This is a genomic window from Shewanella sp. 5_MG-2023 (assembly GCF_030547465.1).
GTDB lineage: Bacteria > Pseudomonadota > Gammaproteobacteria > Enterobacterales > Shewanellaceae > Shewanella.
Window position 1 is genome coordinate 169,385 of sequence record NZ_JAUORC010000001.1, and the last position, 25,995, is coordinate 195,379.

A 25,995-nucleotide genomic window follows, 5' to 3' on the forward strand; every position below is an offset into this window, starting at 1 on the left:
TGACAGTGAGAGTGTACTCATAGCGCTTTTTATATTCTGTATTAATCCACCAGCTCGATAGCTAAACTCTCAAGTAAGTTTAGCGCTTCAAAACGTGAGAACTTAGCTTGGGCAATGCGGTTTTGTAGCACATCGATAGTAAAGTCAGTTGAATCACTAAAGTCGACAGCTTGTAGATTGGTTTTCATAAAAATACTATTCGTAAAATCACAAAAAGTCATGGTGGAATTGGCAAAGTCACCATTACGAAAATCCACATCATGCAGCTTGCATTCAATCAGCTTTAACTCATTTAGTACTAAGCCAAAAAATGAATTGTCATTAAGAATACAACGGCTAAAGCTTAATTGTGCATCACGATGAAATGACGGCCAATCCGCTTTAGTCCAATCAATACCCACCATTTTGCAGTCATTAAAATCTACCTCATAAAAACGGCTATGGGGCACCTTAATTAAGCTCAAATTACAGCGATTAAACGTACAACTTAAAAACTTAGTATTTTTTAATACTGCTTCAGTAAAGTCGCAATCATTAAATTCACACTCTTCAAATTCACAGCCCTCAGTTGAGTCTATGGGTTGTTTATTGAAGCTTTTATCAAAGTACTGCTCATGTGTGACGATCTGACTCATTAAAACCCCATGCTCGATAATTCAAACTTGAGGCGTATTTTATAACACTTGCCCTGATAACAGAGAAAATAGCGCAAAAATATTATTAAGACCCCACTGATTGCTACGGCCTCACTAAAAATAAGCAAAAAAAACCGATAGTGGTTAAGTAAAAAACTTACTCACTATCGGTTACCTTGATACCGAATACTTACTTATCTAATTTAGAAGCGATAATTAAAGCTTACTGTATATGCATCACGGGTTTCACCTTTGTTATACAGCACACTTAAATTGTAATGTTTACCAATTTGCTTATTAAAGCCGACTAGATAAGCCCATTGGTTCAACTCAACACCTACATCGAAAGTAAACTCACGGTTCAACTCTTCAACAAAACCTAAATTACCTTCCATGTTAGCTTTTAATGCTTGATATTCTGCACCAACAAAAAACTGAGCACGGTAATCCAGTAACTGGTAACCCAACATAGGTTGCACGGTGAGAATACCGTCGCCCCAATCCTGGCCACTTAATTTAGTGAACGAATAGGTACCTGTAACTGAAGCAAAAAACTCCCTATAACCCACCGAAAGTGTGGTACCTGCGCCCACTAAATCATAATTAAGTTCCAAAGGAACATCAAAACGGGTTGGCTCACAAAGTGGTACTCCGACTTCAGCAGCAAAGGCACAAGCAATATCAGCTTTAAACTCTGAGCCTAATTTATCGACAAACACATCACGAATATTACCGGTATACTGGGCATCGATAACCGCATCGACTTTAATTTTACCGACTAATGCATACACATTCCAAAATGGAAAAATATTTAAATCGGCCCTTAGGGACACACTTTTAGCGTCTACGGTTCCGAAGGTGGTTTCTGGGTCAAAAAACTCGTCTAACTCCAACCCCATAATATCAAATGAAGTGAAACCTACATCCATACTTTGATCTCGATAGGCGACTGAAATACCGTAAGGTAATGGCACATCAATCCCTTGTTGACGCACCAAGTCAGCAAGTATTGGGAACATCGCTTGTAGCTCTACTTTTTCTTCTCGCATGCGCGGATCTGAAACCGTTGCGAGTAAGTCAGCATCAATCACCACCACGGCATCTTGATTATCATATAAAGCAATTGTGGTAACCGTTGTAGTTAAGGTGATCGGTTTGTCTTTTTTAGTGCCCTTGGCAATTTCAATTTTCTTTTTGATATAAGGCTTACCGTTTTCCAATTCAGTAAAATAAATCGTTTGCGAATAGTCTTTAACTTTCACGCCTTCGTAATCGAAGTCTTTTGAATTGGTAATCTCCATTTTAATTGGCTTGCCGTCTTTAGCCGTGATGGATACCTGCATAAAACGAAAATAAGCAATGTTTTGCGGAAGTTGGTATTTGGAGTAGTTAAAACGAATCACCACTTCTCCATTAGCCTTTTCTGCCACCTTAACTGATGACTCATCATAGCTTTTAGCGTATTGGCGCAAAAGGTACTCGGTTTTAGTCATACTTTCGATACGTGCAATGACATCTTCGTCTTTATCTAACTTAATTGGGTCATATTTAATTCTTAAATCAATATTGCCTTTAGTGTCAGTACTTTGGACTAAAAATATGTCCGACGTTGTTTGTTTCCCTTCAAACTCAGTGACTCGAGATGCATGTTCAACCAGGTTTTCACCTTGGGATAATGAGCTCATTCCAAATTTTGGGAGATCATCAGAAAGACCATACTTTTCAAATACACTCATCCCCTTGGGGACGCTAATAAACTCTAAATTATTGATATCTTCACTAGCAATTTCTTCACTAAAAGCCACATTACTTAGTAACAATGAACTCACAACTAAACTTGAAACTTTTATTACCTTGTTAAGTCTGAAAAATCCCACCTTTGCTAGAACATAATTAAACGTTATTCCGTTTAACGATCTTTTATTAGTATCCATATAAGCGCTACCTAATTGATGCATAAAGTCATTTTTATCGTTCCCTTACATAAATTGTATCCGCTTTTAACAAAAAGACAACTATAGCCCACCACCTTTAACACTTACTTGGTATGAATTACCTTCTCTAACGATTTAAGTTTCCCTTCAAGTTAAGTTTTAAACTTCGCTAACGCTAAAAAGGATAGTACATTCCCACCGATATATAATCGTCGTTACTATTGCTACCATCGGCGTTTTTACCGTTATCAACCATGCCTTCAATAAAGGCAAAAAAGCCCAGTGACGGTACGTTGTAATTAAGGGTGATGATGATTAAATCGAGCTCATATTGGCTAGCTTGGTTCTGCTCTGCAATATCGTAATTATCCGGTTCGATATGGTTCCAACCGATCATTGGAGTCCAATTTCCTATGTCTCGGCTCAGTGCTATTTCGTAGCCTTTACCTTCAAAAATTTGATTACTGTTGTCTTGATACATGCCTTCTGAATGTGCGGCTACCGCAGATAAATACCAGTCACCCATGGTTGAACTAAAAGAAGCTGCTATGGCCCTAGGGTTACTGATCCTAATACCTTTCCCTTCAGCCTCGTCATTAACATACGCTAAGCCAAAGGTGAATTTGTCTACATCATAAGCATAAATAACACTGGCCGCTTCACCGCCTTTAGCAGTTAGAGTGACTTCATTACCGTCATCATCTAATACTGGCATATCTTCATCGTCTTTAAGCACTGTGGTGTCGTCTATAAACTGCCCTTGAAGGTTAACCGTTAAACTATGATTATCGAAATCGAACGGCTTATTCCAAAAAATACCGTTATCGACTCGACCCGTGCCACTTAAGCCACCATCACCGTATACATAAGTTGATGATGCCAGCGCCGAATAAACATTAAACCTATCGGTTACCGAGGTGACGGCCGTATAAGCTCCCATTCTTTTACCAATAGACAGCTCTCCCCATTTAGTGTGCTGAGCAGCAAAGAAACCTTGCCTGAGTGACATAAACTCATTTCTACCATCACTTAGCGAGATTGCATTATGACCAACGTTGTAACTATCAATGCTATTGCGGGCTACCGCATTAATATACCACTCAAAAAAACCTCTAAATTTAAGGTCTGAATTTACCGAACTGCTAAAATCAAAATGTAATCGAGAGCCGTTATCAAACACAGTGGTGGTATTGTCACCATCGTTAGTGTCACTATTGATAACACCTAATTGAATATTGCCACCGACGTCTAAATTTAATAGATCAGACTTATAAACTTCAACTGCCTCTAGCGGTAACACGGTTACCAGTAAGCAAGCCCCTAATAATTTTTTCATCATCTCAATGACACTCCCATTTGTAGTCATTTTGGCGAAATCCTTCTCTGTGACTAATTTTTCGCCTCTTTATAAATGTAGCTAATTTTTCGCAACTATAAAGATACACAAGAAATTGTTTTTATTTTTTATTTTTTATTCAATAAAAGTCGTGAGAAGAGCGATGAGAATAAGAGTAATGAGAGTAATGAGAAAAAATTATCGGTTGTTACCTAAAGCGAGCCAGCGCTATTTAAGTAAACCTTGCTCAGCGGCGCTGATTAACTGTTTTTCAAGCTCAGTCCATAGACTATGACTACCTTTAGCGATTCGATCACCATTCAATGACATGACTTGCTGCTTTGAAATGTTATGCTTTTTCCAACTATGACCACCGCCATGAATGTTATGCAGTAACGGCGGCACTCTATCAATGGCTTTAGCGAATATAGCATCGGCAGTTTTACCTGCTTCGAACTCAAGCCAAAGCTGTAAATATTCGTCAGCTAAATAATCTGGCAAGGTTTTGAATAACCGCTCTACTCCTTGCTGCTCCGCAATCGAATGCGTATTGCTGCTGGCATAAACTATGGTATCGCCTGCATCGATTTCACCAAGATCATGCAGTAGTAGCATTTTAATCACCCGATTGATATCAACGGGTTCATTAGCAAACTCTTTTAACATCAGCGCACTAATGCACACATGCCAGCTGTGTTCAGCTGAATTCTCATAGCGTTCTAAACCTACAGGTTTAGTATTAGGTGTTACCGACTTTAACTTTTCTATTTCTACAATAAATTCAACAATGCCTTTGATCTCATTCAAACCTAACCTCCTTGTAAATGAATCCCATAATATTCAGTGAGCATTAGTATTCTTTGGTGAGAAAAATCCTTTCAGGGCTACCAGGAAAAGCTGCCACACTGCCGACAACTTTAAAACCCAGCTTTTTATAAAACTCTGGCGCTTGGTAATCTAAGGTATCCAGTTGGGCAACAACACAAGCCCTTTTCTTGGCTTCCAGTTCTGCCGATGCCATTAATTGACGGCCAAGACCTGAGCCTCGGCTTGCTTTGTCGACCCACAGTACTTCAATAAGAAAATTTCTATATATGGTTCGCCCTGCTATCCCACCTATAATAGTGCCTTGTTCATCACGGCAAACCACAGATAAGGGCTTGGTATCTTCTGGCCCCATATGTTCATATTTGTGCTCTCTAACACCTGCGACCAGGGTGTCAAAAATAACGCTATCTTCTTGATGGTTTACTTCTAACATCATTTGCTGGCCTCCAAGCCAATATCTTGGGTTATTCAAACTAAATTAGCTTAGCCTTCGAATTTAATGTGAATTTTATTGCCACTGAAACTCGCCTTAAAGCCATACACCTGTAATTACTTAACTCATTTTTGCAACTGACTCACTCCATGTCCTTGTTTATAGCAGTCTTCAATATTTTTACACATTAAGCTTGGTTATCAAATTGTTAGATCCATCGTTTACTAAAATATCTACGGCCCAACTTTAACGCAAACAGCTTTATCTACCCCCTAGCAACACATAAAGGGGTTAATATACTGAGTGTATATCAACTATTACTATCAATTGCCCTGCTATAGGGCCATACTAAGATGGTTACTTATATATTCGACAATTGAGTCTAATGTACTAGTAACAGGGTCCTCCGGTTGATTAAAACTAGCCTCAGGTGTGTTACATGACAACAAATGGAAAGTATCATGAGCAAAGGACAAGACAGTAAGAAAAACACTAAAAAGCAACCACTTTTAACTGCAAAAGAAAAGAAAGCAGCAAAGACTGCCAAGAAAGCTAACAAAGGTTTTCTAGAGCATTAAGCAAGATGTGGCCATCGAGTTCCTTCGGTGGCCTGAATAGCTACCAACATTTCCCTCGCGATACTTACTTGTTATACCCCGCCCTAAAACTGTGATGTAAAAATTAGCGCTGCTAAAAGTTAAAAATCACCCCAACAAAATCCCAAAACGCAGTAATTGTTGAGATGACTTTAGTTCGGCATTAAGCCTGATTAACAATCAGGCTCATACTTAACTAAAACCATGTGTATTCAAATGTCACCCCGTATTGGGCGCCCATTGCTGGGTATTTGGCATACATTTCATTATTTTTGACTGTGGTATTGGTGTAGTACTCGTCAGTGATATTTTTACCCCATGCAAAAGCTTTCCAACTATCAGCTTCAACCCCAAAACGTAAATTCACTAGGGTATAAGACGGGTTAATAAAACGCTCATCAAACTCATAATCGGTTGCTGGTATTTCAACGGCATAAGGCTCACCAACAAAATCTGACACGGCAAGAGTTTGATCAACTGAGCCTTCAAAATCGGCATGTGACTCACTTGAATATGCTACATCTGCGCCAACAAAGCCTTGCAGCCCGGCTGAAATTTCAAAGTCAAAACGGGCAAATAAATTAAACTGATGCTCTGGCGTAAAAGGCAGTGGCGAACCTTTAAAGTCTAAATATTGCCCTGGTTGGTTATAGCCGACACCTTGTTTAATCTGTGAATCTAACCAGCCGTAGGCAGCGCCTAAGGTCAAGTTATCTGTCGCTAACCAGCGCCCATCAAGTTCAACCCCTGTGATCGAAGATTTAGGCATATTACCCAGGGTAAATACGGTGTTAAATACTGGGGCGATTTTTTTGGTAAGCAATTGCTTATCTTGGTAATCATAATAAAAAGCCGCGCCATTTAACTGCAGAGTACGCTCGGCTAGGCTTGATTTAAAACCTATTTCATAAGCGTCAAGTTGCTCTTGAACAACGGGAACTAACTGTTGATCAGTCACTGCCGCTAAAGAAGGAAAGCTACCCGCTTTAAAACCACGGCTATAAGATGCATAGACTGATAAATCATCATTAAACTCATAATTAGCAGCTAGGCGCCATGAAAGTGAGTCTTCGCTTAATGTGTCACTAACCTCCCCAACACTCGCCTCTGGCGTTCCAAAATCTAATACCGTAACGCAACTGCCTGCGTTGTAGCCATCACCTTTGATGACGTCACTAGTGGGCGTTGTTCCGAAAAAGAAATTAAAAAAAGTATCAGCTAAACCGCCATCAACATCTCTTGAGCAGCCAGTAAAATCCGCTTCATCTTTTGAATAACGCAAGCCGGTGGTAAGCGTGAATTGATCTGTAATAAACCAGTCAGCACTGGCAAACACTGAGGCGGTTGTGGTTTGTTGATTAATATCATTTTCAGCAATATTAAAGCCAAAGCCAGGGATTGGCAGAATATTTACGTTACTACTTATGCCCCAATCCTGCTGGGTTTGGTAATCGACTTCGCTTTTACTGTAATAAAGCCCTGCAATCCACACCAGGCTATCAAGTTGTTGGCTAACTCGAAACTCTTGGGATATGGAATCAATTTCACCATTTTGATAAACATAGTCCATGGTAACGTATTCGGAATCGGCGGCATTTTGATAACGACCTAATAAGTAGCCGTCAAATCCTGCTCCAAAGGCTTGTTCAGTAGCGGCACTCAGTGGGTTATTTTTAATATTAGCAATGGTTTCCCCTGCAAAACCAGCTCGCTCGTATTCTGAACCATCATCTTCAAATTTTGAGTAGCCAGTCAGCGAGGTAAATAAGGTTTGATCATTAATGTCGTGCTCAACTTTCAATGACACATTCGTGCTGATGTGTTCAAGGCTCGGTGTGCGCCCAGCAGTCCAATCTGCTTTGGCATTATCATCCATTAAGCCGGTAAAATTCTGTGGATTTTGTGCCATATCTAACTGGGTTTGATATATCGAAACAGTAAACGGCGCGCCTCCTGCTTTACCGGGAATATAATCAATATTTTGCGGCGCAATTGTTTCTGAATTATCGCTAGCATAACCGATAGTCAGCAATGCTTGAGTTGCCTCACTGAAGTCAAAGTTTAAGCTACCACGCACAGCCAGTTTATCTTGTCGACCTAAGGTTTCATCACGGCTAATGCTTTCCTGCCAGCCCTCGTCTGACTGAATCGTTTTAAGTGCCAGACGACCACTTACCATGTCGCTAATTCCGCCTGTCACGTAACCTTCAGCAGAAATGGTTTCATAAGAAGCAATACCCGCTTTGATGGCGGCTTCAAAATCCTTAGAGGGTTTCGCCGCAATATAATTGACCGCGCCAGCCGTTGAGTTACGGCCATAAAGCGTGCCTTGTGGCCCTTTTAAAATCTCCACCCGTTCGACGTCAAGGTTAGTGCCTTTGGTCATAATAGGAAATGGTACTGCAATTTCATCAACATACACTCCAACCGTTGATGTCGCTTGAGCGCTTGACTCATTGAAACCCACCCCACGTAAGGTATAAACCGGTGCCCCAAATGCGCTATCACTGAAATTAAACCCAGGTACAATATTGGCTAAATCAGTGGTGTCATCGATACCTATTTCATCTAATGTCTCGGCATTAAAGGCCGAAATCGACATAGGCACTTCATTAATAGACTGGCTGCGTTTTTGCGCGGTCACTTCAATCACTTCAAATTGTTTTTTTTCTGACTGAGTTTGTTCTTGTTGTGGCTCATTTGCCATTACTGGCGCATGAATTATTGATAGCAGCACTGTCGCAATTAACGACTTTTTAAAATTTCCGTTTGCTTGAACATTTGACATAGTTAATCCCCAAATTGACTATTATTATTTTTCAACCCATGTTAATTATTTGTAAAGAAATACGGGTTAATTTGAGGGTAACGCTAGCGCTGTACAATAAACTGCCACATTTGTTCGGTTGGGATATCTGTGGGATAAAATATCAACTAATTTATAGCGAGGATTTGTTTATTAAAATGGGTTGGCTAAAAAGATTTTGCAAGCTTTGGCTGTCATGAATTCAAGATAATGGCATTGTTCGGCTCAATATGTCCAAAAGACAGATTAAGCCATAAAACCTAGCCTCATAACATATAAACATACCTTATGAGGCCACTGCTTATATCGTGTTAAGCAGCCAATAACTCCCAATTGTGGTTAAACAGGCAATGACGGGGAACACCACAGTCACGACTCCGACATCTTTATAAGCCGTTTTATGGGTTTGCCCTGTTATTGCCAATATCGCTACTACCGCGCCGCAATGAGGCAGACTATCAAACCCGCCGCTGGCCATAGCAGCAACCCGATGTAAGATCTCTGGATCGACGCCTTTATCTAAATAAACAGGCGCCATAGTCCCTAAAAAGATTTGCAAGCCACCTGATGACGAACCCACAATTGCAGACACTGAACTTGCGGCAATAAAAATTGACAGCAGCACAGGGACATCTAAGGTGGTGATCCACTGGGAAAACTGCGCAAACGTTTCGGTATGGCTCACTACGCCACCAAAACCGATGACAACTGAAGTCGCGATTAACGGCGATATAGACTCTTCAGCGCCTTGACCAAGCTCGGTAATACTGCGGGGTAGAATACGTGGAAACAACACTATGGTGGTAATAATACCAATCAAGAGTGCCATACAAGGCCAAATTATCGGCTGACTGTTGGCATAGTCAACAACCTCAATGCCGTTAACGCCTAAAGCACTGATGATCCTTGGAGAGACAATACAAATTACCACAGCGGCAATGGGAATGACTGAACGAAACCAAGATGGCATCGCCATTTGCTTATTGTTGGCTAAAATCAGTTTATCTTTTTCAGAAGGGATAAAACCCTCACCATTGGCCTTGGCTATGTGACGCTGCTTTTCAAGATACCACAGCCCCAAAGACAACATAATGGCGCTACTGAATAGGCCATAACCCGCTGCGGCAAATAAGTCGGTTTTTAGCGATACCGAAGATATCACATTATGTATTGACGGTGAGCCTGGCATAGCGGTCATGGTGAACGTACCAATACCTAAGGCAATGGCACCAGTAAATAACCGCTTAGGCACATTCGCTTGTTGCAATAGCTGCACCCCAAGCGGATACATAGTGAAAATAACCACAAACAACACCACGCCACCATAGGTGAGCAAAGCTGAAAATAATACCGTAATAATTAGCACACGTTCAGCGCCTAAGGTGTCGACTAACTTATTCGCAATACTATTGGCCGCTCCTGTTGCCGCCAATAAACGACCAAACATCGCACCTGCGGCAAAGAGTAAAAAGAACCGTCCCGCAAATGTAAATGCCCCCAGTGCCCCGGTTGGAAAATATTCCAGCATGGCTTTATCAAATGCCATGCCGCTAGTGATAATCACTATGGTGGAACACACTAGCGAGGCCAGCACAATGCTATAGCCGCGCATCGCCATCCATATAAATACAGCTAATGCCGCAATAATTCCTAAAGCCATATCAATAACTCCATTTATAGCTCACGATATCCACCGCGATCGGCACTGGTAGCAAACGCTGCATAGGATTTTAACGCGCGGGTGATCACACGGGTTCTTGGTTCATTGGGCTGCCAAGCTTGATCCTTTGGCAACGCATTCATGGCATCACGACGTTGCTGCAATGCCGTATCAGAGATCAGTAAATTAATCGAACGATTAGGAATATCGATGCGTATTTGATCGCCATCTTCAATTAACCCGATAGCACCTTGATTAGCCGCCTCAGGTGAAACATGGCCCACTGACAGACCCGCAGATGCACCAGAGTATCGACCATCTGTCACCAGTGCACAGCTAGCATCTAACCCTTGAGCTTTTAAGCTCATGGTTGGTTTAAGCATCTCTTGCATGCCAGGTCCGCCCTTGGGGCCTTCGTAGCGAATAATGATGATGGTGTTAGGTTGAATTTCACCATTATCAATGGCGGTTAATGCCGTTTCTTGCTGATTGAATACTCTTGCCGTTCCGGTAAAATCCAGCATATGTTCATACACTGCAGCGGTTTTCACTATGCAACCATTTTCAGAAATATTACCGTACAAAACGGCCAAGCCACCTTCGGTGCTATAAGGGTTATCAATATTACGGATACAGCCTTTTTCACGATCTAAATCTAACTCTTTCCAGCGCTGTGACTGGCCATAGGCCTTAATGGTGCGTTTGCCACCTGGCGCGGCTTTAAAGTACTCATGCACTTCTGGGTTATCTGTACGTAATACATCCCAATAGGCTAGCATTTCCGATAATGTCCCGCCGCCAACCGATTTAACACTGGTGTCAATTAATCCGGCGCGTTCTAGTTCGCCAATGATTGCCATCATGCCGCCAGCACGGTGAACATCTTCCATATAGTAATCTTTGGTGGCTGGTGACACCTTGCAAAGGTGCGGCACTTTTCTGGATAAGCCATCAATATCACTGAGATTGAAATCCACCTCGCCTTCTTGGGCCATAGCCAGCAAGTGTAGAATGGTGTTGGTAGAACCTCCCATGGTAATATCCACTTTCATCGCATTGAAAAACGCTTCGCGAGTGGCAATCGAGCGCGGTAACACCGAGTCGTCATCTTCAAAATAGAACTTTTTGGTGTTGGTTACGATTTGCTTAGCTGCACGGGTGAACAAGTCTTTACGATCGGAATGAGTCGCCAATAATGAGCCATTGCCCGGTAGTGCGAGCCCTAACACTTCAGCCAAGCAATTCATTGAGTTGGCGGTAAACATGCCAGAACAAGAGCCGCAGGTAGGACAGGCATGATTTTCTAAAAACTCAGCACTTTTACCATCAAGTTCCTGACTACTGAAAGCGGCAATATAGGTATCAATGGGGTCAAAACGCTGAACTTTATCTTTTTCAACGACGCGGCCTGCTTCCATAGGCCCGCCTGAGACAAATATCACTGGAATATTTAACCTTAATCCCGCCATTAACATGCCAGGGGTGATTTTGTCGCAGTTTGAAATACAGATCATCGCATCAACGCAATGAGCATTAATCATATATTCGATGCTGTCAGCAATAATTTCACGGCTCGGTAAGCTATAAAGCATACCGTCATGACCCATGGCAATACCGTCATCGATAGCAATGGTATTGAACTCACGGGCAATGCCGCCCGCTTCAAAAATAGCCTCACACACTAGGCGGCCGACGTCTTGTAAATGTACATGGCCTGGGACAAACTCGGTAAATGAATTAACCACGGCAATCATGGGCTTGCCAAAATCTGTTTGCTGTAATCCCCCTGCTAACCAAAGTGCACGTGCTGCAGCTGCACCTTTACCGTCGACAACTTTTGATGATCTTAATTTAGGCATGTTAACTCTCGTTTTTATTATTAGTGTTAACTACTTTGTCATAGATGATTTGTTAATTTCTGTCACATTTGTGACAATTAAGGCGAAGCACTGAGTTTGGTTCGAAACTCAATTGCAATGACAGGTGTAGCAAATATCAGCCATAAGACCTTGCGAGGCATTGTTAACACAATAGATGATAAAATATAATAAAATCAGACACCTATGCGGTACCTGCCATTGTCGAATAAAGCGGCACTATGGCTTGATGTGACAAATTCAAATCAAACAATTTGATCATGTTATCAATATCATTAATAAAAATTTTACCGTACTCAATTTGAATCAGGTTTTCTTGCTGCATTTTTTTCAATTCACGCCCGACGCTTTGCCGTGTTGCCCCCACCATTTGCCCGAGCATTTCTTGTGATATATCAGGTAAAGAGACGGCTTCAAGTTCTTTAGCGCCGCGGCTTAGGGCAAGCCTGACAATTGCTGCACCTAATCTTTCATAAAGTGGCAGTAATAATGCTTCATTTAAACTGGCAAAAGTGTATTGAATGCGGGTACATAGAAAGCGGTTTAGTGCTATCGACATTTCAGGAAAGTGCTGACTTAAATGTAAATAGTCTTTATGTGACAATACATTAACTTCAACATCAGTGCATGCCACAGCATAGTTAGGTCGATTATAGCGGGTGATTAATCCGATATCCCCAAAGCAATCACCTGCATGCAAAATGGCCACAATTAACTCTCGACCTTCTTTATTGTAATTACAAATCTTGACTTTACCTGACACCACTTGAAAGCCACAATTTGAGGTTTCACCAGAGTTGTAAATAAATTCATCTTTACGAAATTTTTTAAAGCTAAGCCTGTGGGATATTTGCTGCTGTATTTCGCTGGGTAATTCAGCGCGCCAATTATGTAGATGTTGAATTGTTAACATAGTGCAGAGAGTCCTTGTTCATTCGAACTTATTATTATTGGTCAATCATGGCTAGATTAAGTGATAGTCCCTACAAAGGCAAAGGCTAAAAAAACCACACGCTAGCAACAAATGCTGCCTAGGTTTTTATCCACTTAACAACACTATTCTTCTACCGATTAATAGTGATATTTATAGTAGACACGTTATTATCGTTCACAAAAGCAAGCCAATTAAGCTTATAAATTTTATATCAATATCGACCATGAAGCATCTCAAATGCAACATTTGTTGCGGAAACAAACCATCGCTACTGGCACTCTAAACAATCACTAGCTTCAAAAATCATGACAGAAATAGCGTGATCTAAAACCAATTAATTGCCCATAAAAATAATAAAAAGGACAAGATAATGACTGATATTATTGTACTTTCTCGCCCATTACCTCTACCGCAAATTAGCGCTAATGGCTCCGCAATCGAAGTGCGGGTATTTGAAGGTGATTACGCTGTTTTTACAGGTGCAAAGGTGTACTTAACAACGGCATTAGATGCCGTTAGTTCTGATTTTATTAATACCTTGCCGACATCCATTACATTAATCGCCAATATTGGTATTGGCGTTGATAATATTGACCTTAACGCCGCTAAAGCGCGCTCCATTTCGGTAACTAACACCCCGGTGGTCACTGAAGATACTGCCGACTTAGCCTTTGGGTTATTGCTAGCCACTTGCCGCCGACTTGGCGCAAATGAGCGCTTTTTACGCAGCGGTAAATGGTCTAAACAAGCCCCAATGGCCATGATGGGAAATCAAGTCCACGGTAAAAAGTTAGGCATTGTGGGAATGGGTAGCATAGGCCAAGCCGTTGCGCGCCGCGCCAAAGCCTTTAATATGGATATTTATTATTATAATCGCTCACGATCTCTCGAAGCCGAAGCAAACTATCAAGCCCATTATTGTGACAGTCTGGCGAGCTTGTTATCGTCTGTAGATATCATTAGTTTACATTGCCCACTCACCCCTGAATCACAACAGATAATCAATGCTGATAGCTTAGCCAATTGCAACGATGGCGCCATTTTGATCAATACCGGCCGCGGCGGATTAATTGATGACAACGCCCTCATCGATGCACTAAAAAACGGTAAAATTGCTGCAGCTGGATTAGATGTATTTGATGGTGAGCCTGATTTCCATTCTGGCTATCTTGATTTTGAAAATGTCACCTTAACTCCGCATATTGGCAGCGCAACGGCTGAATGCCGTCAAGCTATGGCAGGCAAAGCCTTACAAAATGTTATTGCGATGCTTGAAGGCAAACCGTTATCAACTCCTGTATAGAGCAGCCACTATGTTATTAACTAAGTCTTTAGAAAAATGCTTTAACATTGAGCAGTTACATCAGCAAGCACATAAAAACCTCCCCCTACCTGTGTATGACTACATGGCAGGCGGTGCTGACGATGAAGTGTCTTTGAGTCACAATGTTAATGCCTTTGATCAATATCAGATTATTCCTAAGTGTCTCACTAATGTCACCGACATCAATACCCACAGCCATATACTGGGCTGTGACATGTCGGCACCATTTTTTATTTCACCTGTGGGTCAGCAGCGCATGTTTCATGCTGATGCAGATATCGCTGGCGCTAAAGCCGCTGAAAAACAGGATATTTTGTTTACCTTATCCACTTTCTCTTCCAAAACCATTGAAGAGGTCGCCAGCAGTAGTTATGGCAATAAAATGTTTCAGGTATATGTAGTGACGGATCCGCAATTAAATGAAGAAATTATGCAGCGGGCAAAAGCGGCAAAATATCAAGCCATGTGTTTAACCGTTGATACCGTGGTGGGCGGCAATCGTGAGCGAGACATAAAAAATGGCTTAACCATACCCATGAACCTCAGCTTAAAAAGCCTATTGGAATTTGCTAAACATCCTTTGTGGGTAAAAAACTACTTTATGTCAGGTGGCAAAGATTTAGTTAATCTAAATGCAGCCCCCTCAACAGGCGATACCGAAAGCTTCCTTAAGTATATGGGTAATCTATTGGAGCGAAATCTCACTTGGGATCACGCCGCCAAGATGATTAAACAATGGGGCGGCCCTTTTGCCATCAAAGGCATTATGTCGGTAGATGATGCAGTTAAAGCTAAACACATTGGCGCATCGGCCATTATGATTTCAAATCATGGCGGCAGACAGCTGGACTGCACCCCTGCGCCAATTGAAATGGTGGCTGACATTCGAGCGGCAGTCGGTCCAGACATCGAGCTCATCGTCGATGGCGGCATCAGACGCGGCAGCGATATTTTTAAAGCGATAGCCTTAGGCGCTAATGCGGTATCACTTGGCAGAGCATACGCCTATGGCCTAGCTGCGGGCGGGCAAGCGGGTGCAGAAAAAGCCATCTGTATACTCAAAACAGAATTGGTCCGTACTATGGCCTTGGCAGGCTGTCAAAGCCTTAAGGATATTAACACCAGCATGATCCGTAAGCGTTAACGGTCATCCTCATTCCCTTTAAGTGAGATAATATTAAGTTAGAACAACATCAGGCCTGCGAGCTCCCCCCCCTTCGCAGGCCTGATGCTCTAGTGTCATAATGCTACGACTTAAAAGAATTTAAGCACTCAAACTAATCCGCGCTATTCACTCGCCTAATTCCTATCGCCTTCTATACTTTTGTTGAGCTCATAAGTGATTTGATTATCAAGCATTCGCTAATTAACTCGCTCATGTCCTATACCTTTAATTCACAGTCTTGTAGGAGTAATTTTATCAATGACACGATTAAGCACCATATTACTGCTATTAAGTTTGTCAAGCATTTATCCACTGCAGGCCAGAACCAATCCTTGGGAGCTCGCCACCAGCATCTATCAAGGGCAAGTTGCAGCTATTGGCGGCTATGCTAATGGTTGTTTATCAGGCGCACAGCCACTGCCGTTAACGGGTGACGGCTACCAAGTTATTCGTAGTCAGCGGCAGCGTTTTTATGGCCACCCTAATCTCGTGAATTTTGTCAGTCACTATTCAAAGCAGCTAACTCAGCAAGGGATCAATAATATTTTCATCGGTGATATGTCGATGCCCCGCGGCGGTCAATTTGATTTTGGCCACAGCAGCCATCAAATAGGCTTAGATGTGGATATTTGGCTAAAACTAACCGAGGCGCCACTCAAGCCCCAAGAATTACAAAATCCACGTCATTTGTCTGTGGTTGATATTGATAAATTAACCGTTAATCAAGCATGGTCAAAACAACATAAAACCATGCTCAAAGTCGCTGCAGAGAATAATCAGGTCGCTCGGATTTTTGTTAATCCAATCATCAAGCAGCAGCTGTGTAATGAACGAAGCGACAAGGATACTTGGCTACAAAAAATTCGTCCTTGGTGGGGCCATACCTCTCACATGCATGTGCGCTTGCATTGCCCTGAAACTGATAGCTTATGTAAAGCGCAGCAGCCCATTAAATCAGGTCATGGCTGTGAAGAATTAACTTGGTGGACCCAGCAACTTAAGCGTGCAGCGGCAAGCCAGCAACAAGCTAAACAACCTAAAACGGCAGCGGCGCCAAAGCCAAAGCCTTTAAAACAAAAACCGCTTTCCTGTGAACCACTAGTTAAAAACTTACAGGCAAAACAGTAATTTCCCCCTCTTAAAACATTCACTATTGAGCATTTGCCCGTTAAATTGCACTAAACAGGCCAAAAATATACTTTAACTGCATTGGCTGCTCGACATATGAGCAGTTATGTCTGTATAATCCGCGGCTGTTTTACCTACGTAAATGCTCTGCCTTTTTAAGGTCAGCGTTTATCTGCTTAGCTTGGCTGAACTCAAAGTACCTTTTTATTGTACATCGAGCTTTGTTTTGCATACTTAACCATTCAGGATATTCCTTTGATTTCTACCGCAAATATCACCATGCAGTTTGGCCCAGAGCCATTGTTTGAAAACATCTCAGCTAAATTTGGCCACGGAAACCGTTATGGTTTAATTGGTGCCAACGGTTGTGGTAAATCAACCTTCATGAAAATTCTAAGTGGTGAACTTGCACCGACTTCTGGCAACGTGTCTATTACTCCGGGCCAAAAAGTCGGTACCTTAAGTCAAGATCAGTTTGCTTTTGAACAGTACAGCGTAGTCGATGCTGTCATTCAGGGTGACCCAAAACTGTGGGAAGTTAAGCAAGAGCGTGAACGCATTTATTCTTTGCCTGAAATGACTGAAGAAGACGGAATGAGAGTCGGTGAACTTGAAAGTGAGTTTGCTGAAATGGACGGTTACTGTGCAGAAAGCCGCGCTGGTGAAATCTTACTTGAAGCCGGTATCGATGAAGAATATCACTTTGGTTTAATGAGCCAAGTCGCTCCCGGTAAAAAGCTACGTGTATTACTGGCACAGGCTTTATTCTCAAACCCTGATATCTTGCTGCTTGATGAACCGACCAACAACTTGGACATACATACCATTAGTTGGTTAGCAGATGAGTTAAACAAACGTAAATGCACCATGATCATCATCTCCCATGATAGACATTTCTTGAACACTGTCTGTACTCATATGGCTGATATCGATTACGGTGAACTGCGTATTTACCCTGGTAATTACGAATACTTCCTTGAAGCTGCAGGCTTAATCCAAGAGCAGTTATTAGCAGGTAACGCTAAGAAAGTGGCTGAAATGGCTGAACTTCAAGACTTTGTTAACCGTTTTGGTGCTAACGCATCTAAAGCGAAGCAAGCCAGTTCTCGTGCTAAAAAGCTTGATAAAATTTCGCTAGATGAAGTTAAATCATCTAGTCGCATGACGCCTTCATTACGTTTTGACGAAAGCAAAAAAATGCATCGTCAAGCGCTTATCATGGAAGACGTTGGCCATGGTTTTGAAGATAATACCTTATTCCAAGGCGGTAACATTATCCTTGAAGCAGGCGCAAAGCTTGCTGTTATTGGTGAAAACGGTGTCGGTAAAACTACCCTGCTACGCTGTTTAGTTAACGATCTGACCAATAACGAAGGTGTGGTTAAGTGGTCTGAAAATGCCGCTATCGGTTACTGCCCGCAAGACAGCAGCAAAGACTTTGATAATGATCTAAGTTTATTTGATTGGATGTCGCAATGGCGCACCCCAAGACATAACGATTTAATGGTCCGTGGTATGTTAGGCCGTCTTCTATTTACTGAAGATGATGCCAACAAGAAAGCCCGTAACTGTTCAGGTGGTGAAAAGAACCGTCTATTATTTGGTAAGTTAATGATGATGGATGTAAATGTACTCATCATGGACGAGCCAACCAACCACATGGACATGGAAGCCATTGAAGCGCTGAACAATGCCCTTAAAGAATTTGAAGGCACCTTGATTTTCGTTAGCCACGATAGAGAATTTGTATCATCGCTTGCAACTCACATCATTGATGTGAGAGACCAAAAGTTATTAAGCTTCCACGGTACGTTTGATGAGTACATGGCAAGCCAAGCTGAAGCATCAGCGCTGATAAAAAAATAAGCCTTAATAACGAAGATTATTCGTAATATCGCAGTCATAAAAAAGCCATTTGAATATTCAAATGGCTTTTTTGTTTTTACGCTATGCCAACCTTTGGAACTTATAAATAGGTATTTAAAAATTCGAGGTATTTATTAGAAGCACTAATGCGGTTAGCTTTTTTACTAAAGCCATGGCCTTCATCATCAAACACAAGGTAATCAACATAAGTGCCGCCCGAGCGGATTGACTCGACCATTTCATCACTCTCAATTTTTAGCACTCGGGGATCATTTGCCCCTTGCACCACCAACACCGGGCTTTTCACTTGTTCACCAAAAAACACTGGTGAAATATTGTGTAAGCGCTCTTTATCTGTCGTTGGGTCCCCTAACTCGTCATAAAGACTTTTACGAAATGCTTCCCAGTAAGGCGGTATGCTTTCAAGGGTTCTCACCCAGTTAGTAACGCCAAAGATATTAATTCCGACCTTAAACTCATCAGTAAATGCCATCGCAGCCATTGTTAAGTAACCGCCATAACTGCCACCCATAACACCAATCTTATCGGCATCAACCCAATCTAAGGTTTGAAGGTATTTTTTGTTATACACCACATCTTGTAAATCATCTTCACCATGACGTTTATCATCTAAGTGAAAAAACGTTTTACCATATCCACTTGAACCACGATTGTTAATCTTAATGATGGCATAGCCGTTATTCACCAGATGTTGAACTGTTGCAGAGTACCCTTTGCGAGATTGCCCGCCAGGACCACCATGGATATAAATCAATGCGGGCACTTTTTTCATATTAGCTTGTTTAGGCTTATATAAAATCGCAGGAATCTCTAAACCATCAAAGCTTTTAAAACGCACCACTTCACCGGTAACAAGATTCTGTTCTTTTATGTTTGGATTACCAGAATTGGTTAATCGAAGTATCGAGTCTGTACCTAATTTGTGGGTATATAAGTTTGATGGTGAAGTATCTGAGTTAATGTAAAACACCATTGAACTTGAATCATCAGAGAAATTTACCCCGCGTAAATCACCACTGGGTAAGGTCGGTAATTGCAGTTCAGAATTAGTGGTTAAATCAGTAATAATCAACTGTGTTTGCGCATCGGCATTGACACCGGTAATTTGAAAACGACCATCTTTTGAAAAGTAGCTAAAACTGACATCCCAATCTGCCTTATAGCTTAAGGTGCTCTCACCTGTTGCTAAATCATATGCCCATGATTGATTGAACTCACCAAATTCATCGGTGGCATACAACAAGCGTTTATTGTCTTTAGAAAAAGTATCAACCGAATAAGACACATCACCACTATGTTCAGTGAGCAAGCGTGGTTTTGCCATTTTCAATCTAAGGTCGATTAAATAAAGATCTGAGTTACTGTTTGAATGGCTTTTACTCAGCGCGATAAAACGGCCATTTGGACTCACACTTTCTACACTAAAACCAGAGTCATTTTTAAACACTAATTGGCGACTGTAATCTTCAGTATTATATTGATAAACATCAAAATACTTAGCATCTCGTTCATTGGTTACCACAAAGAAAGATTGCTCATCTTCATGCCATGACATTACTGACGCTTTTAAGCCTTCGCCTGGGGTTAAATCCACGTCAGTGCCATCTAACTCTTGGACATAAAGATGATTAAGTTCATCACCACCTTTATCCGCGCTATATAAAAAACGTTCGTCTTTTGGAAACCACGACTCAACAAATACTGATTCTTTAGTTGAAAACGTCAGTTGTTTTGACGGGCTGCCATCAACAGGCACACGATAAGCATTGAAAATACCGCTTTTATCATTACTGACTAAAACAGCATTGCCTAAATGGTTAATTGAAGAGCCAAATACACTGGTGGTTTTATAAAACTCTTCAGCATTGTAAGTTTCAAATGCCACTGAATTACTGGCAACTAAATCAATTGGATCAGCTTGTGGTTTAACATCATTGGAGTTACTGGAATTCGAGCAACCACCTAGTGCAACCGCCATTATGGCTGTTGTGATAGCAGTTGTGATGAGGGTTTTAAGCATGAAAATATCCTTATTATGTCCGAGAACTTAAACGAGATAATTCAAAAAGTAGCGATGAATTATTGAGTACAGTATTCAACCTAGCAGGAGATGCTAATATTGGCTAGCCGTATGAGAATCAATAAAACAGAAGTTGAAGCGGAACGTTATAACATTTAAATAAAATAACGATTATGCGAATACATTAACTAGCAAGTTGAAATGAGATAGCCAAAGGTATTATTTGCATGCTCTGGAACGCCCAAACCCACTAAAGTAGACATCACAAAAATGACTAAGATGGTAATTGCTAACGCTGCGGTGATAATCATTAATAGCCTAAATAATGTCGCCATCTAAGTTCCTTTAACCATCCTTTTTGAGTGACCGATACATGCTTATATCAGTCACATTTCAGCCATAAAGTAACAGAAATAGGTTATCTATTGATAGATGCTATTGGTTTTATCGGTGTGGTAGACAATGCTAAAAACAAAAAAACCCATCATTTGATGGGCTTTAAAATAGGTTTATAACTTGTATTGAATACTCTTATTTAGCGGCATTCGCCCGTGCTTGATGCAGTTTTTTATAGCTTTCAATCAATCTTAAATGCGGCTCGATACCTTCAAGCTTCATGCTGGTTTGAGTCAAACCAAAGAACTTCACCTCACCAGTGACACTGCCAACAACGTTTTTCATATTGTCTTCACCAAACATACGGTTGAAGTTATTGATAAAGTGCTCAAGCGCTAAACCGTCATCCAAGGTGACTTCTAATACCGCATTAACCGCTTGATAGAACAAGCCGCGCTCGACTGTATTGTCGTTGTATTGTAAAAACTCACCAACATAATCCATCGCATCTTCAAGTCTGCCTATCGCAAGATAGATTAAGATTTTAAGCTCGATGATGGTTAACTGTCCCCAAGGGGTGTTTTCGTCAAACACGATACCAATTAAGGTTGGTATATCGGTTTGATTATCCAGTTGGCTTTCTTCTAAGCGCTCAACTAAATCAGTTAACTGCTCTTGGGTTAACACATGCAGGTTTAAAATCTCTTCACGGTAATCCAGCGCTTTATTGGTGTTGTCCCAAATAAGATCTTCAACTGGATACACTTCTGAGTAATCAGGCACCAAGATACGGCAAACTGCAGCGCCTAATTGGTCAAACTCAGCAATATAAGCTTCTTTGCCAATATCCGCTAAAATACCAAATAAGCTTTCAGTTTCTTCTTCCGTAGTACCAGAGAAATCCCATTCGCAGAAATCATAATCATGATTGCTGCTAAAGAAACGCCACGAGATAACACCTGTAGAGTCAATAAAGTGCTCAACAAAGTTTTCAGGCTCTGTCACTGTCATGCTATTGAACGTCGGCTTTGGCACATCGTTCAAGCCTTCAAAGCTTCGACCTTGCAATAATTCTGTCAGGCTGCGCTCAAGCGCCACTTCAAGACTCGGATGGGCGCCAAATGAAGCAAATACGCCGCCAGTTTTAGGGTTCATCAAGGTGACACACATTACAGGGAATTGACCACCGAGTGAGGCATCTTTAACCACAACAGGGAAGCCTTGTTCTTCTAAACCTTTAATACCCGCTAATATGCTTGGGTACTTTTCAAGTACAGCCATTGGCACATCTGGCAGGACAATTTCTTGCTCGATGATTTGGCGTTTAACCGCGCGTTCAAAGATTTCAGATAAACACTGCACCTTGGCTTCAGCTAGGTTATTACCCGCGCTCATGCCGTTACTTAAAAATAAGTTCTCGATTAAGTTAGACGGGATATTAACCACTTCGCCATCTGAGTGACGAGTATAAGGAATGGTACAAATACCACGCTCAAAGTTACCTGAGTTGGTATCTATCAGATTTGAACCGGCTAACTCACCATCTGGATTATAAATCTCTAAACAGTAGTCATCTAAAATGCCGCTTGGCAGCGAGTCATCTTCTTCTAACTCAAACCATGTTTCATTGGGATAATGCACAAACTCGCTATTAGCTATCTCTTCGCCAAAGAACTGGTCGTTATAAAAGAAGTTACAGTTTAAACGTTCAATGAATTCACCTAATGCAGAGCACAGCGCACTCTCTTTCGTCGCGCCTTTACCATTAGTAAAACAGGCTGGTGATGCTGCATCACGAATATGCAGTGACCACACATTCGGCACAATGTTACGCCATGAAGAAATTTCAATCTTCATCCCCAGCTCTGCTAGCATGGCAGTCATGTTGGTGATGGTTTCTTCAAGGGGTAAGTCTTTACCTATGATGTAGGTGCTGGTATCGCCTTCAGGTTGACCCATTAGCATGGCATTGGCGTCAGCGGCTAAATCATCAACGGTTTCGATTTTAAATTCAGGGCCGGTTTGCACCACTTTTTTAACCGTACAGCGGTCGATAGAACGTAAAATACCGGTACGATCTTTTTCAGAAATATCATCTGGTAATTCAACTTGGATCTGAAAAATCTGGTTATAACGATCTTCAGGATCAACAATGTTGTTTTGTGATAGCTTGATATTTTCCGTAGGAATATCACGGGCTTTACAATACACCTTGATAAAGTAAGCCGCACACAGCGCTGACGACGCTAAGAAGTAATCAAACGGACTTGGCGCTGACCCATCACCTTTGTAGCGAATAGGCTGATCGGCAGTAACAGTAAAGTCGTCAAACTTGGCTTCAAGTCTTAAGTTGTCGAGAAAATTAACTTTGATTTCCATTGAATAGTTCCAGAGTCGTGCGCTGTAAATTGGCGGGTATATCTAATGAGGTGAATTATCGGTGTTTTTAGCGCAATAGTCTTGGGTTAATTGTCACTATTGCTTAATTAGCTGAAAAATTTCCCCTGCATTAAACAATAATCAAAGGCTTAGCATTGGCCATGCTTGCACATGACCAGCTAAGTTATTGCTGATTAAGTCGACATATAGATTTATTTATGACATCTGCCATAGTTAAATGACTATAGTTAAATGACTATAGTTAAATGGCGAGGCTTAATTCAATATCTTTAATCTTGTAAGGGTACTCTGCCTTACGGTGCTGAAACGATAAAATCGCCTCATTTAAAACAACGCCCTCTTCAATGTTTATCGCTTGGCGAATGGTTTCATTTTGCTGCCAAGCGCTCTGCCCTGCTAGCACTGCAGGTAAATACACAATCAGCGCTGCTGAAATCGACCGAGTAGCACTTTCCCAAAGGTAAGTCGGGGTATGATCCACCGCATAATAATCCACCGTTTTATAGTTAAACATTGGCTGTTTAAATGTGGTCGGCTTAGCAAAAAAGAAGCCCATTTTTTCATCGCAACTGACATCAATGATCAAACTATGGGGTTTTAGGCACTCTGCTTCAGATTCGATCACGAAATTAGTTGGCTTGGCAGTGTTTTGAAAAGTGCCGTTAACGATAATATCGGCTTCACTGATGAGCTCTGTTAATGGCCTGCTACTGCCATCATGCTCAACCACCATCATTCGGGCTTCGCCCGTCTCGCCTGCGCGAATACGGACATAGTTACAATCTAATACTTCTTCACGCACTTGCTCTTCAGGTCGCTGAATACAAATGGTAATGTCTTTAAAACCATGGGCTTTAAGGGCGTAAATCGCGCCGCGACTCACGGCGCCAAAGCCAAAAATAATCGTCTTACGTTGATCGCCATAGTGGCCATCAATGCCTTTAAGTTGTAATGAGTGTAGCACCGCACAATAACCAGCCATTTCATTATTTTTATAAAAAGTATGACGACCCATTTGCCCCGTTGCCGACCAAATAAACATATCTTCAAAAGCAATTAGGGTTTGTTTGCGATCTAGCGCTGCTTGAGTAATATCTTGCTGCTGCACACAATGTACATAACCCCATAAAGTGCCGCCTTCACGCAGCTCTTGTAAATCTTCTAACACCGGCTTGGCAATAATTACCGTACCAATATTTGCCAGTAACTCATGACGCGTGGCAATACCGCCAGTTAATGCAGCAATTTCAGCATCTGAGATCCCAAAGGGTTCGCCATAACCTTGCTCAAATATGAGTTGCTTTCGAAGCGCTTGCGGAATGCGCAGTAAATGTCCTGGGTGAATGGGAAAGCGTTTTTCGTCTACTTTTCTTGAAGTCCCTATGACTCCTACTTTTAACGTGTTCATGTCATCGTTCCTTGTTATATCAATGGATCTATGTGACTGCATACACGAATGTTTATTTTCGCCAATGGCCAGTTGCTCTAATGATTAGAGGTGGGATCTGCTCTGGTTAATGCGACAGTCGTAAACAACGCGGCCTAATTAACATAGAGTTTTATAAATGGAAGAACTTTACGGTGACCGAGCTTAAAAAAGCGTCGCAGACGATAAAGTGTCAATATTTGAAGGGGAAATTTATTGCATACTCATTTATCCACTACGAAGGTTTTAGCTACAGAATTATGGGAAGTTCATATAACCAGCAGTGTGAGCACTTAATGAATTAATCATTGCTAACGCTTTTGAAAACTCATATAGCACAAGATGAGGTTGTCTATTTACCGAAGAAGATAAAAAAGATAAGCGCCTTACTTTAGCATAAATTAGCCCGCTAAAGTTAAAATGCGCAGCTTTAGTCCTGTTAAAACCGCGGCTGCTAAATATAAGCTCGCATTTAAACAAGATAAGTCAAGCCAGCTAAATTGGCCTACTTTTGCATAATCTTTAAAAAAGTCAGTCTATATTATTAGATTATGCTTAAAAACAACTACACTGATCTCATCGAGATCAGCTAAATGTAACTATTCACTTTAATAAATAGGTTAACTACAGCCACTATGCGACAATCTCGCCCATGAGTATCTACCAGCTATTACACAAGGCCCCTATTCGCGTTATCCGTATTGGAAGACGGCGCATTTGGCTACGTGTAAAACTGGATATGTTGGTGGTAAAACAGGCCTTAGCCCAAGAAAAGCAAGAAACCAAAGCCATGCTGGTGACTTATAAACGCTATACCTGCAAGCAAGCCAACAAGGATGAATTAGCCGAAGCCAATAAACAATTTGCCGACTTACTCAAAGGTTTGGGCTTAGGGGTTTTCGCGGTGTTACCTTTTGCCCCTATTACTATTCCTTTGGTATTAAAACTCGGCAAAATGGTAGGCGTTGACGTGCTGCCAAGCTCATTCAATAATATGTCCGAACGCAAAGCCAATGCTCGAAAAAACGCCATTAACAAAACCAGTTAACCCAAATAGCCACAGCCTAACTGATAAGTGACAATAGCCAGTAGCTAAACTAATAAGCAACTACCACGGTTATTTTTTAGCAATCCTAATAACTTTGCCAAAAAGTAGTCGTAACCTCAGCTCATAACCGCCTATTTCAGTCGCGCCATTCCACTATAGTCATCTATTGCAGCAAACAAGCACACTAAAACCATCTCTATGCTTTCTAGAATCAAATCAGCC

Annotated in this window: 18 protein-coding genes; 5 read left to right on the top strand and 13 right to left on the bottom strand. The window is 41.4% G+C overall.

Features of this window, described 5'->3' with window-relative positions; translation table 11 throughout:
- Positions 1 to 41: 41 nt before the first annotated feature.
- The 9 genes from Q4557_RS00730 to Q4557_RS00770 all read right to left on the bottom strand — a co-directional run bounded on the left by Q4557_RS00730 (position 42) and on the right by Q4557_RS00770 (position 13,018).
- A complete protein-coding gene (locus Q4557_RS00730) occupies positions 42 to 635 on the bottom strand; it encodes a pentapeptide repeat-containing protein (protein WP_102438020.1) in 594 nt (197 codons plus the stop codon).
- A 203-nt stretch (positions 636 to 838) separates the two neighbouring features.
- Complete coding sequence (locus Q4557_RS00735; protein ID WP_303410058.1) at positions 839 to 2,464, bottom strand: hypothetical protein; 1,626 nt, start codon at positions 2,462 to 2,464, stop codon at positions 839 to 841.
- Positions 2,465 to 2,744: 280 nt separating this feature from the next.
- On the bottom strand, positions 2,745 to 3,935 hold the full coding sequence (locus Q4557_RS00740; protein ID WP_102531576.1) for a porin: 1,191 nt from the start codon (positions 3,933 to 3,935) through the stop codon (positions 2,745 to 2,747).
- Between the two features lie 198 nt (positions 3,936 to 4,133).
- Positions 4,134 to 4,712 (bottom strand): HD domain-containing protein, encoded by a 579-nt coding sequence (locus Q4557_RS00745; protein ID WP_303410060.1) that lies wholly within the window; start codon positions 4,710 to 4,712, stop codon positions 4,134 to 4,136.
- Between the two features lie 43 nt (positions 4,713 to 4,755).
- Entirely contained in the window at positions 4,756 to 5,169 is a 414-nt protein-coding gene (locus tag Q4557_RS00750) for a GNAT family N-acetyltransferase (RefSeq protein ID WP_303410062.1), read from the bottom strand.
- A 789-nt stretch (positions 5,170 to 5,958) separates the two neighbouring features.
- Entirely contained in the window at positions 5,959 to 8,550 is a 2,592-nt protein-coding gene (locus Q4557_RS00755) for a TonB-dependent receptor (protein WP_303410064.1), read from the bottom strand.
- A 319-nt stretch (positions 8,551 to 8,869) separates the two neighbouring features.
- Entirely contained in the window at positions 8,870 to 10,228 is a 1,359-nt protein-coding gene (locus Q4557_RS00760) for a GntP family permease (protein WP_241904991.1), read from the bottom strand.
- Positions 10,229 to 10,242: 14 nt separating this feature from the next.
- Entirely contained in the window at positions 10,243 to 12,087 is a 1,845-nt protein-coding gene (gene ilvD, locus Q4557_RS00765; RefSeq protein ID WP_303410068.1) for a dihydroxy-acid dehydratase, read from the bottom strand.
- Positions 12,088 to 12,289: 202 nt separating this feature from the next.
- On the bottom strand, positions 12,290 to 13,018 hold the full coding sequence (locus tag Q4557_RS00770) for a Crp/Fnr family transcriptional regulator (RefSeq protein WP_303410070.1): 729 nt from the start codon (positions 13,016 to 13,018) through the stop codon (positions 12,290 to 12,292).
- Positions 13,019 to 13,409: 391 nt separating this feature from the next.
- Between Q4557_RS00770 and Q4557_RS00775 the strand changes: the two genes are divergently transcribed.
- The 4 genes from Q4557_RS00775 to Q4557_RS00790 all read left to right on the top strand — a co-directional run bounded on the left by Q4557_RS00775 (position 13,410) and on the right by Q4557_RS00790 (position 18,522).
- Positions 13,410 to 14,342, top strand: coding sequence for a D-glycerate dehydrogenase (locus Q4557_RS00775; protein ID WP_102476428.1), 933 nt, complete (start codon positions 13,410 to 13,412; stop codon positions 14,340 to 14,342).
- A gap of 10 nt (positions 14,343 to 14,352) precedes the next feature.
- Positions 14,353 to 15,507 (top strand): alpha-hydroxy acid oxidase, encoded by a 1,155-nt coding sequence (locus Q4557_RS00780; protein WP_102476429.1) that lies wholly within the window; start codon positions 14,353 to 14,355, stop codon positions 15,505 to 15,507.
- A 279-nt stretch (positions 15,508 to 15,786) separates the two neighbouring features.
- Positions 15,787 to 16,656 (top strand): penicillin-insensitive murein endopeptidase, encoded by an 870-nt coding sequence (gene mepA, locus Q4557_RS00785; RefSeq protein ID WP_303410076.1) that lies wholly within the window; start codon positions 15,787 to 15,789, stop codon positions 16,654 to 16,656.
- Between the two features lie 255 nt (positions 16,657 to 16,911).
- Complete coding sequence (locus Q4557_RS00790; RefSeq protein ID WP_303410078.1) at positions 16,912 to 18,522, top strand: ABC-F family ATPase; 1,611 nt, start codon at positions 16,912 to 16,914, stop codon at positions 18,520 to 18,522.
- 100 nt (positions 18,523 to 18,622) lie between these two features.
- Here the strand turns inward: Q4557_RS00790 and Q4557_RS00795 are convergent, their stop codons facing one another.
- The 4 genes from Q4557_RS00795 to Q4557_RS00810 form a co-directional block, all read right to left on the bottom strand.
- Positions 18,623 to 20,563, bottom strand: a complete 1,941-nt coding sequence (locus tag Q4557_RS00795) for a S9 family peptidase (RefSeq protein WP_102476432.1) — start codon at positions 20,561 to 20,563, stop codon at positions 18,623 to 18,625.
- 188 nt (positions 20,564 to 20,751) lie between these two features.
- Positions 20,752 to 20,898: a hypothetical protein gene (locus Q4557_RS00800; protein ID WP_157936287.1), complete on the bottom strand. Its 147-nt coding sequence runs from the start codon at positions 20,896 to 20,898 to the stop codon at positions 20,752 to 20,754.
- Between the two features lie 196 nt (positions 20,899 to 21,094).
- Entirely contained in the window at positions 21,095 to 23,278 is a 2,184-nt protein-coding gene (locus Q4557_RS00805; protein ID WP_303410083.1) for an OsmC domain/YcaO domain-containing protein, read from the bottom strand.
- 262 nt (positions 23,279 to 23,540) lie between these two features.
- A complete protein-coding gene (locus Q4557_RS00810; protein ID WP_303410085.1) occupies positions 23,541 to 24,707 on the bottom strand; it encodes a N(5)-(carboxyethyl)ornithine synthase in 1,167 nt (388 codons plus the stop codon).
- Between the two features lie 670 nt (positions 24,708 to 25,377).
- On the opposite strand from Q4557_RS00810, the gene Q4557_RS00815 reads away from it, so the two are divergent.
- On the top strand, positions 25,378 to 25,773 hold the full coding sequence (locus Q4557_RS00815; protein ID WP_102437087.1) for a hypothetical protein: 396 nt from the start codon (positions 25,378 to 25,380) through the stop codon (positions 25,771 to 25,773).
- The last annotated feature ends 222 nt before the right edge of the window (positions 25,774 to 25,995 follow it).

Coding starts and splice junctions, on each gene's coding strand:
- Q4557_RS00730 (WP_102438020.1), bottom strand. CDS start 635: ATGAGTCAGATCGTCACACATGAGCAGTACTTTGATAAAAGCTTCAAT.
- Q4557_RS00740 (WP_102531576.1), bottom strand. CDS start 3,935: ATGACTACAAATGGGAGTGTCATTGAGATGATGAAAAAATTATTAGGG.
- Q4557_RS00750 (WP_303410062.1), bottom strand. CDS start 5,169: ATGATGTTAGAAGTAAACCATCAAGAAGATAGCGTTATTTTTGACACC.
- Q4557_RS00755 (WP_303410064.1), bottom strand. CDS start 8,550: ATGTCAAATGTTCAAGCAAACGGAAATTTTAAAAAGTCGTTAATTGCG.
- Q4557_RS00760 (WP_241904991.1), bottom strand. CDS start 10,228: ATGGCTTTAGGAATTATTGCGGCATTAGCTGTATTTATATGGATGGCG.
- ilvD (WP_303410068.1), bottom strand. CDS start 12,087: ATGCCTAAATTAAGATCATCAAAAGTTGTCGACGGTAAAGGTGCAGCT.
- Q4557_RS00770 (WP_303410070.1), bottom strand. CDS start 13,018: ATGTTAACAATTCAACATCTACATAATTGGCGCGCTGAATTACCCAGC.
- Q4557_RS00775 (WP_102476428.1), top strand. CDS start 13,410: ATGACTGATATTATTGTACTTTCTCGCCCATTACCTCTACCGCAAATT.
- Q4557_RS00780 (WP_102476429.1), top strand. CDS start 14,353: ATGTTATTAACTAAGTCTTTAGAAAAATGCTTTAACATTGAGCAGTTA.
- mepA (WP_303410076.1), top strand. CDS start 15,787: ATGACACGATTAAGCACCATATTACTGCTATTAAGTTTGTCAAGCATT.
- Q4557_RS00795 (WP_102476432.1), bottom strand. CDS start 20,563: ATGCTTAAAACCCTCATCACAACTGCTATCACAACAGCCATAATGGCG.
- Q4557_RS00800 (WP_157936287.1), bottom strand. CDS start 20,898: ATGGCGACATTATTTAGGCTATTAATGATTATCACCGCAGCGTTAGCA.
- Q4557_RS00805 (WP_303410083.1), bottom strand. CDS start 23,278: ATGGAAATCAAAGTTAATTTTCTCGACAACTTAAGACTTGAAGCCAAG.
- Q4557_RS00810 (WP_303410085.1), bottom strand. CDS start 24,707: ATGAACACGTTAAAAGTAGGAGTCATAGGGACTTCAAGAAAAGTAGAC.
- Q4557_RS00815 (WP_102437087.1), top strand. CDS start 25,378: ATGAGTATCTACCAGCTATTACACAAGGCCCCTATTCGCGTTATCCGT.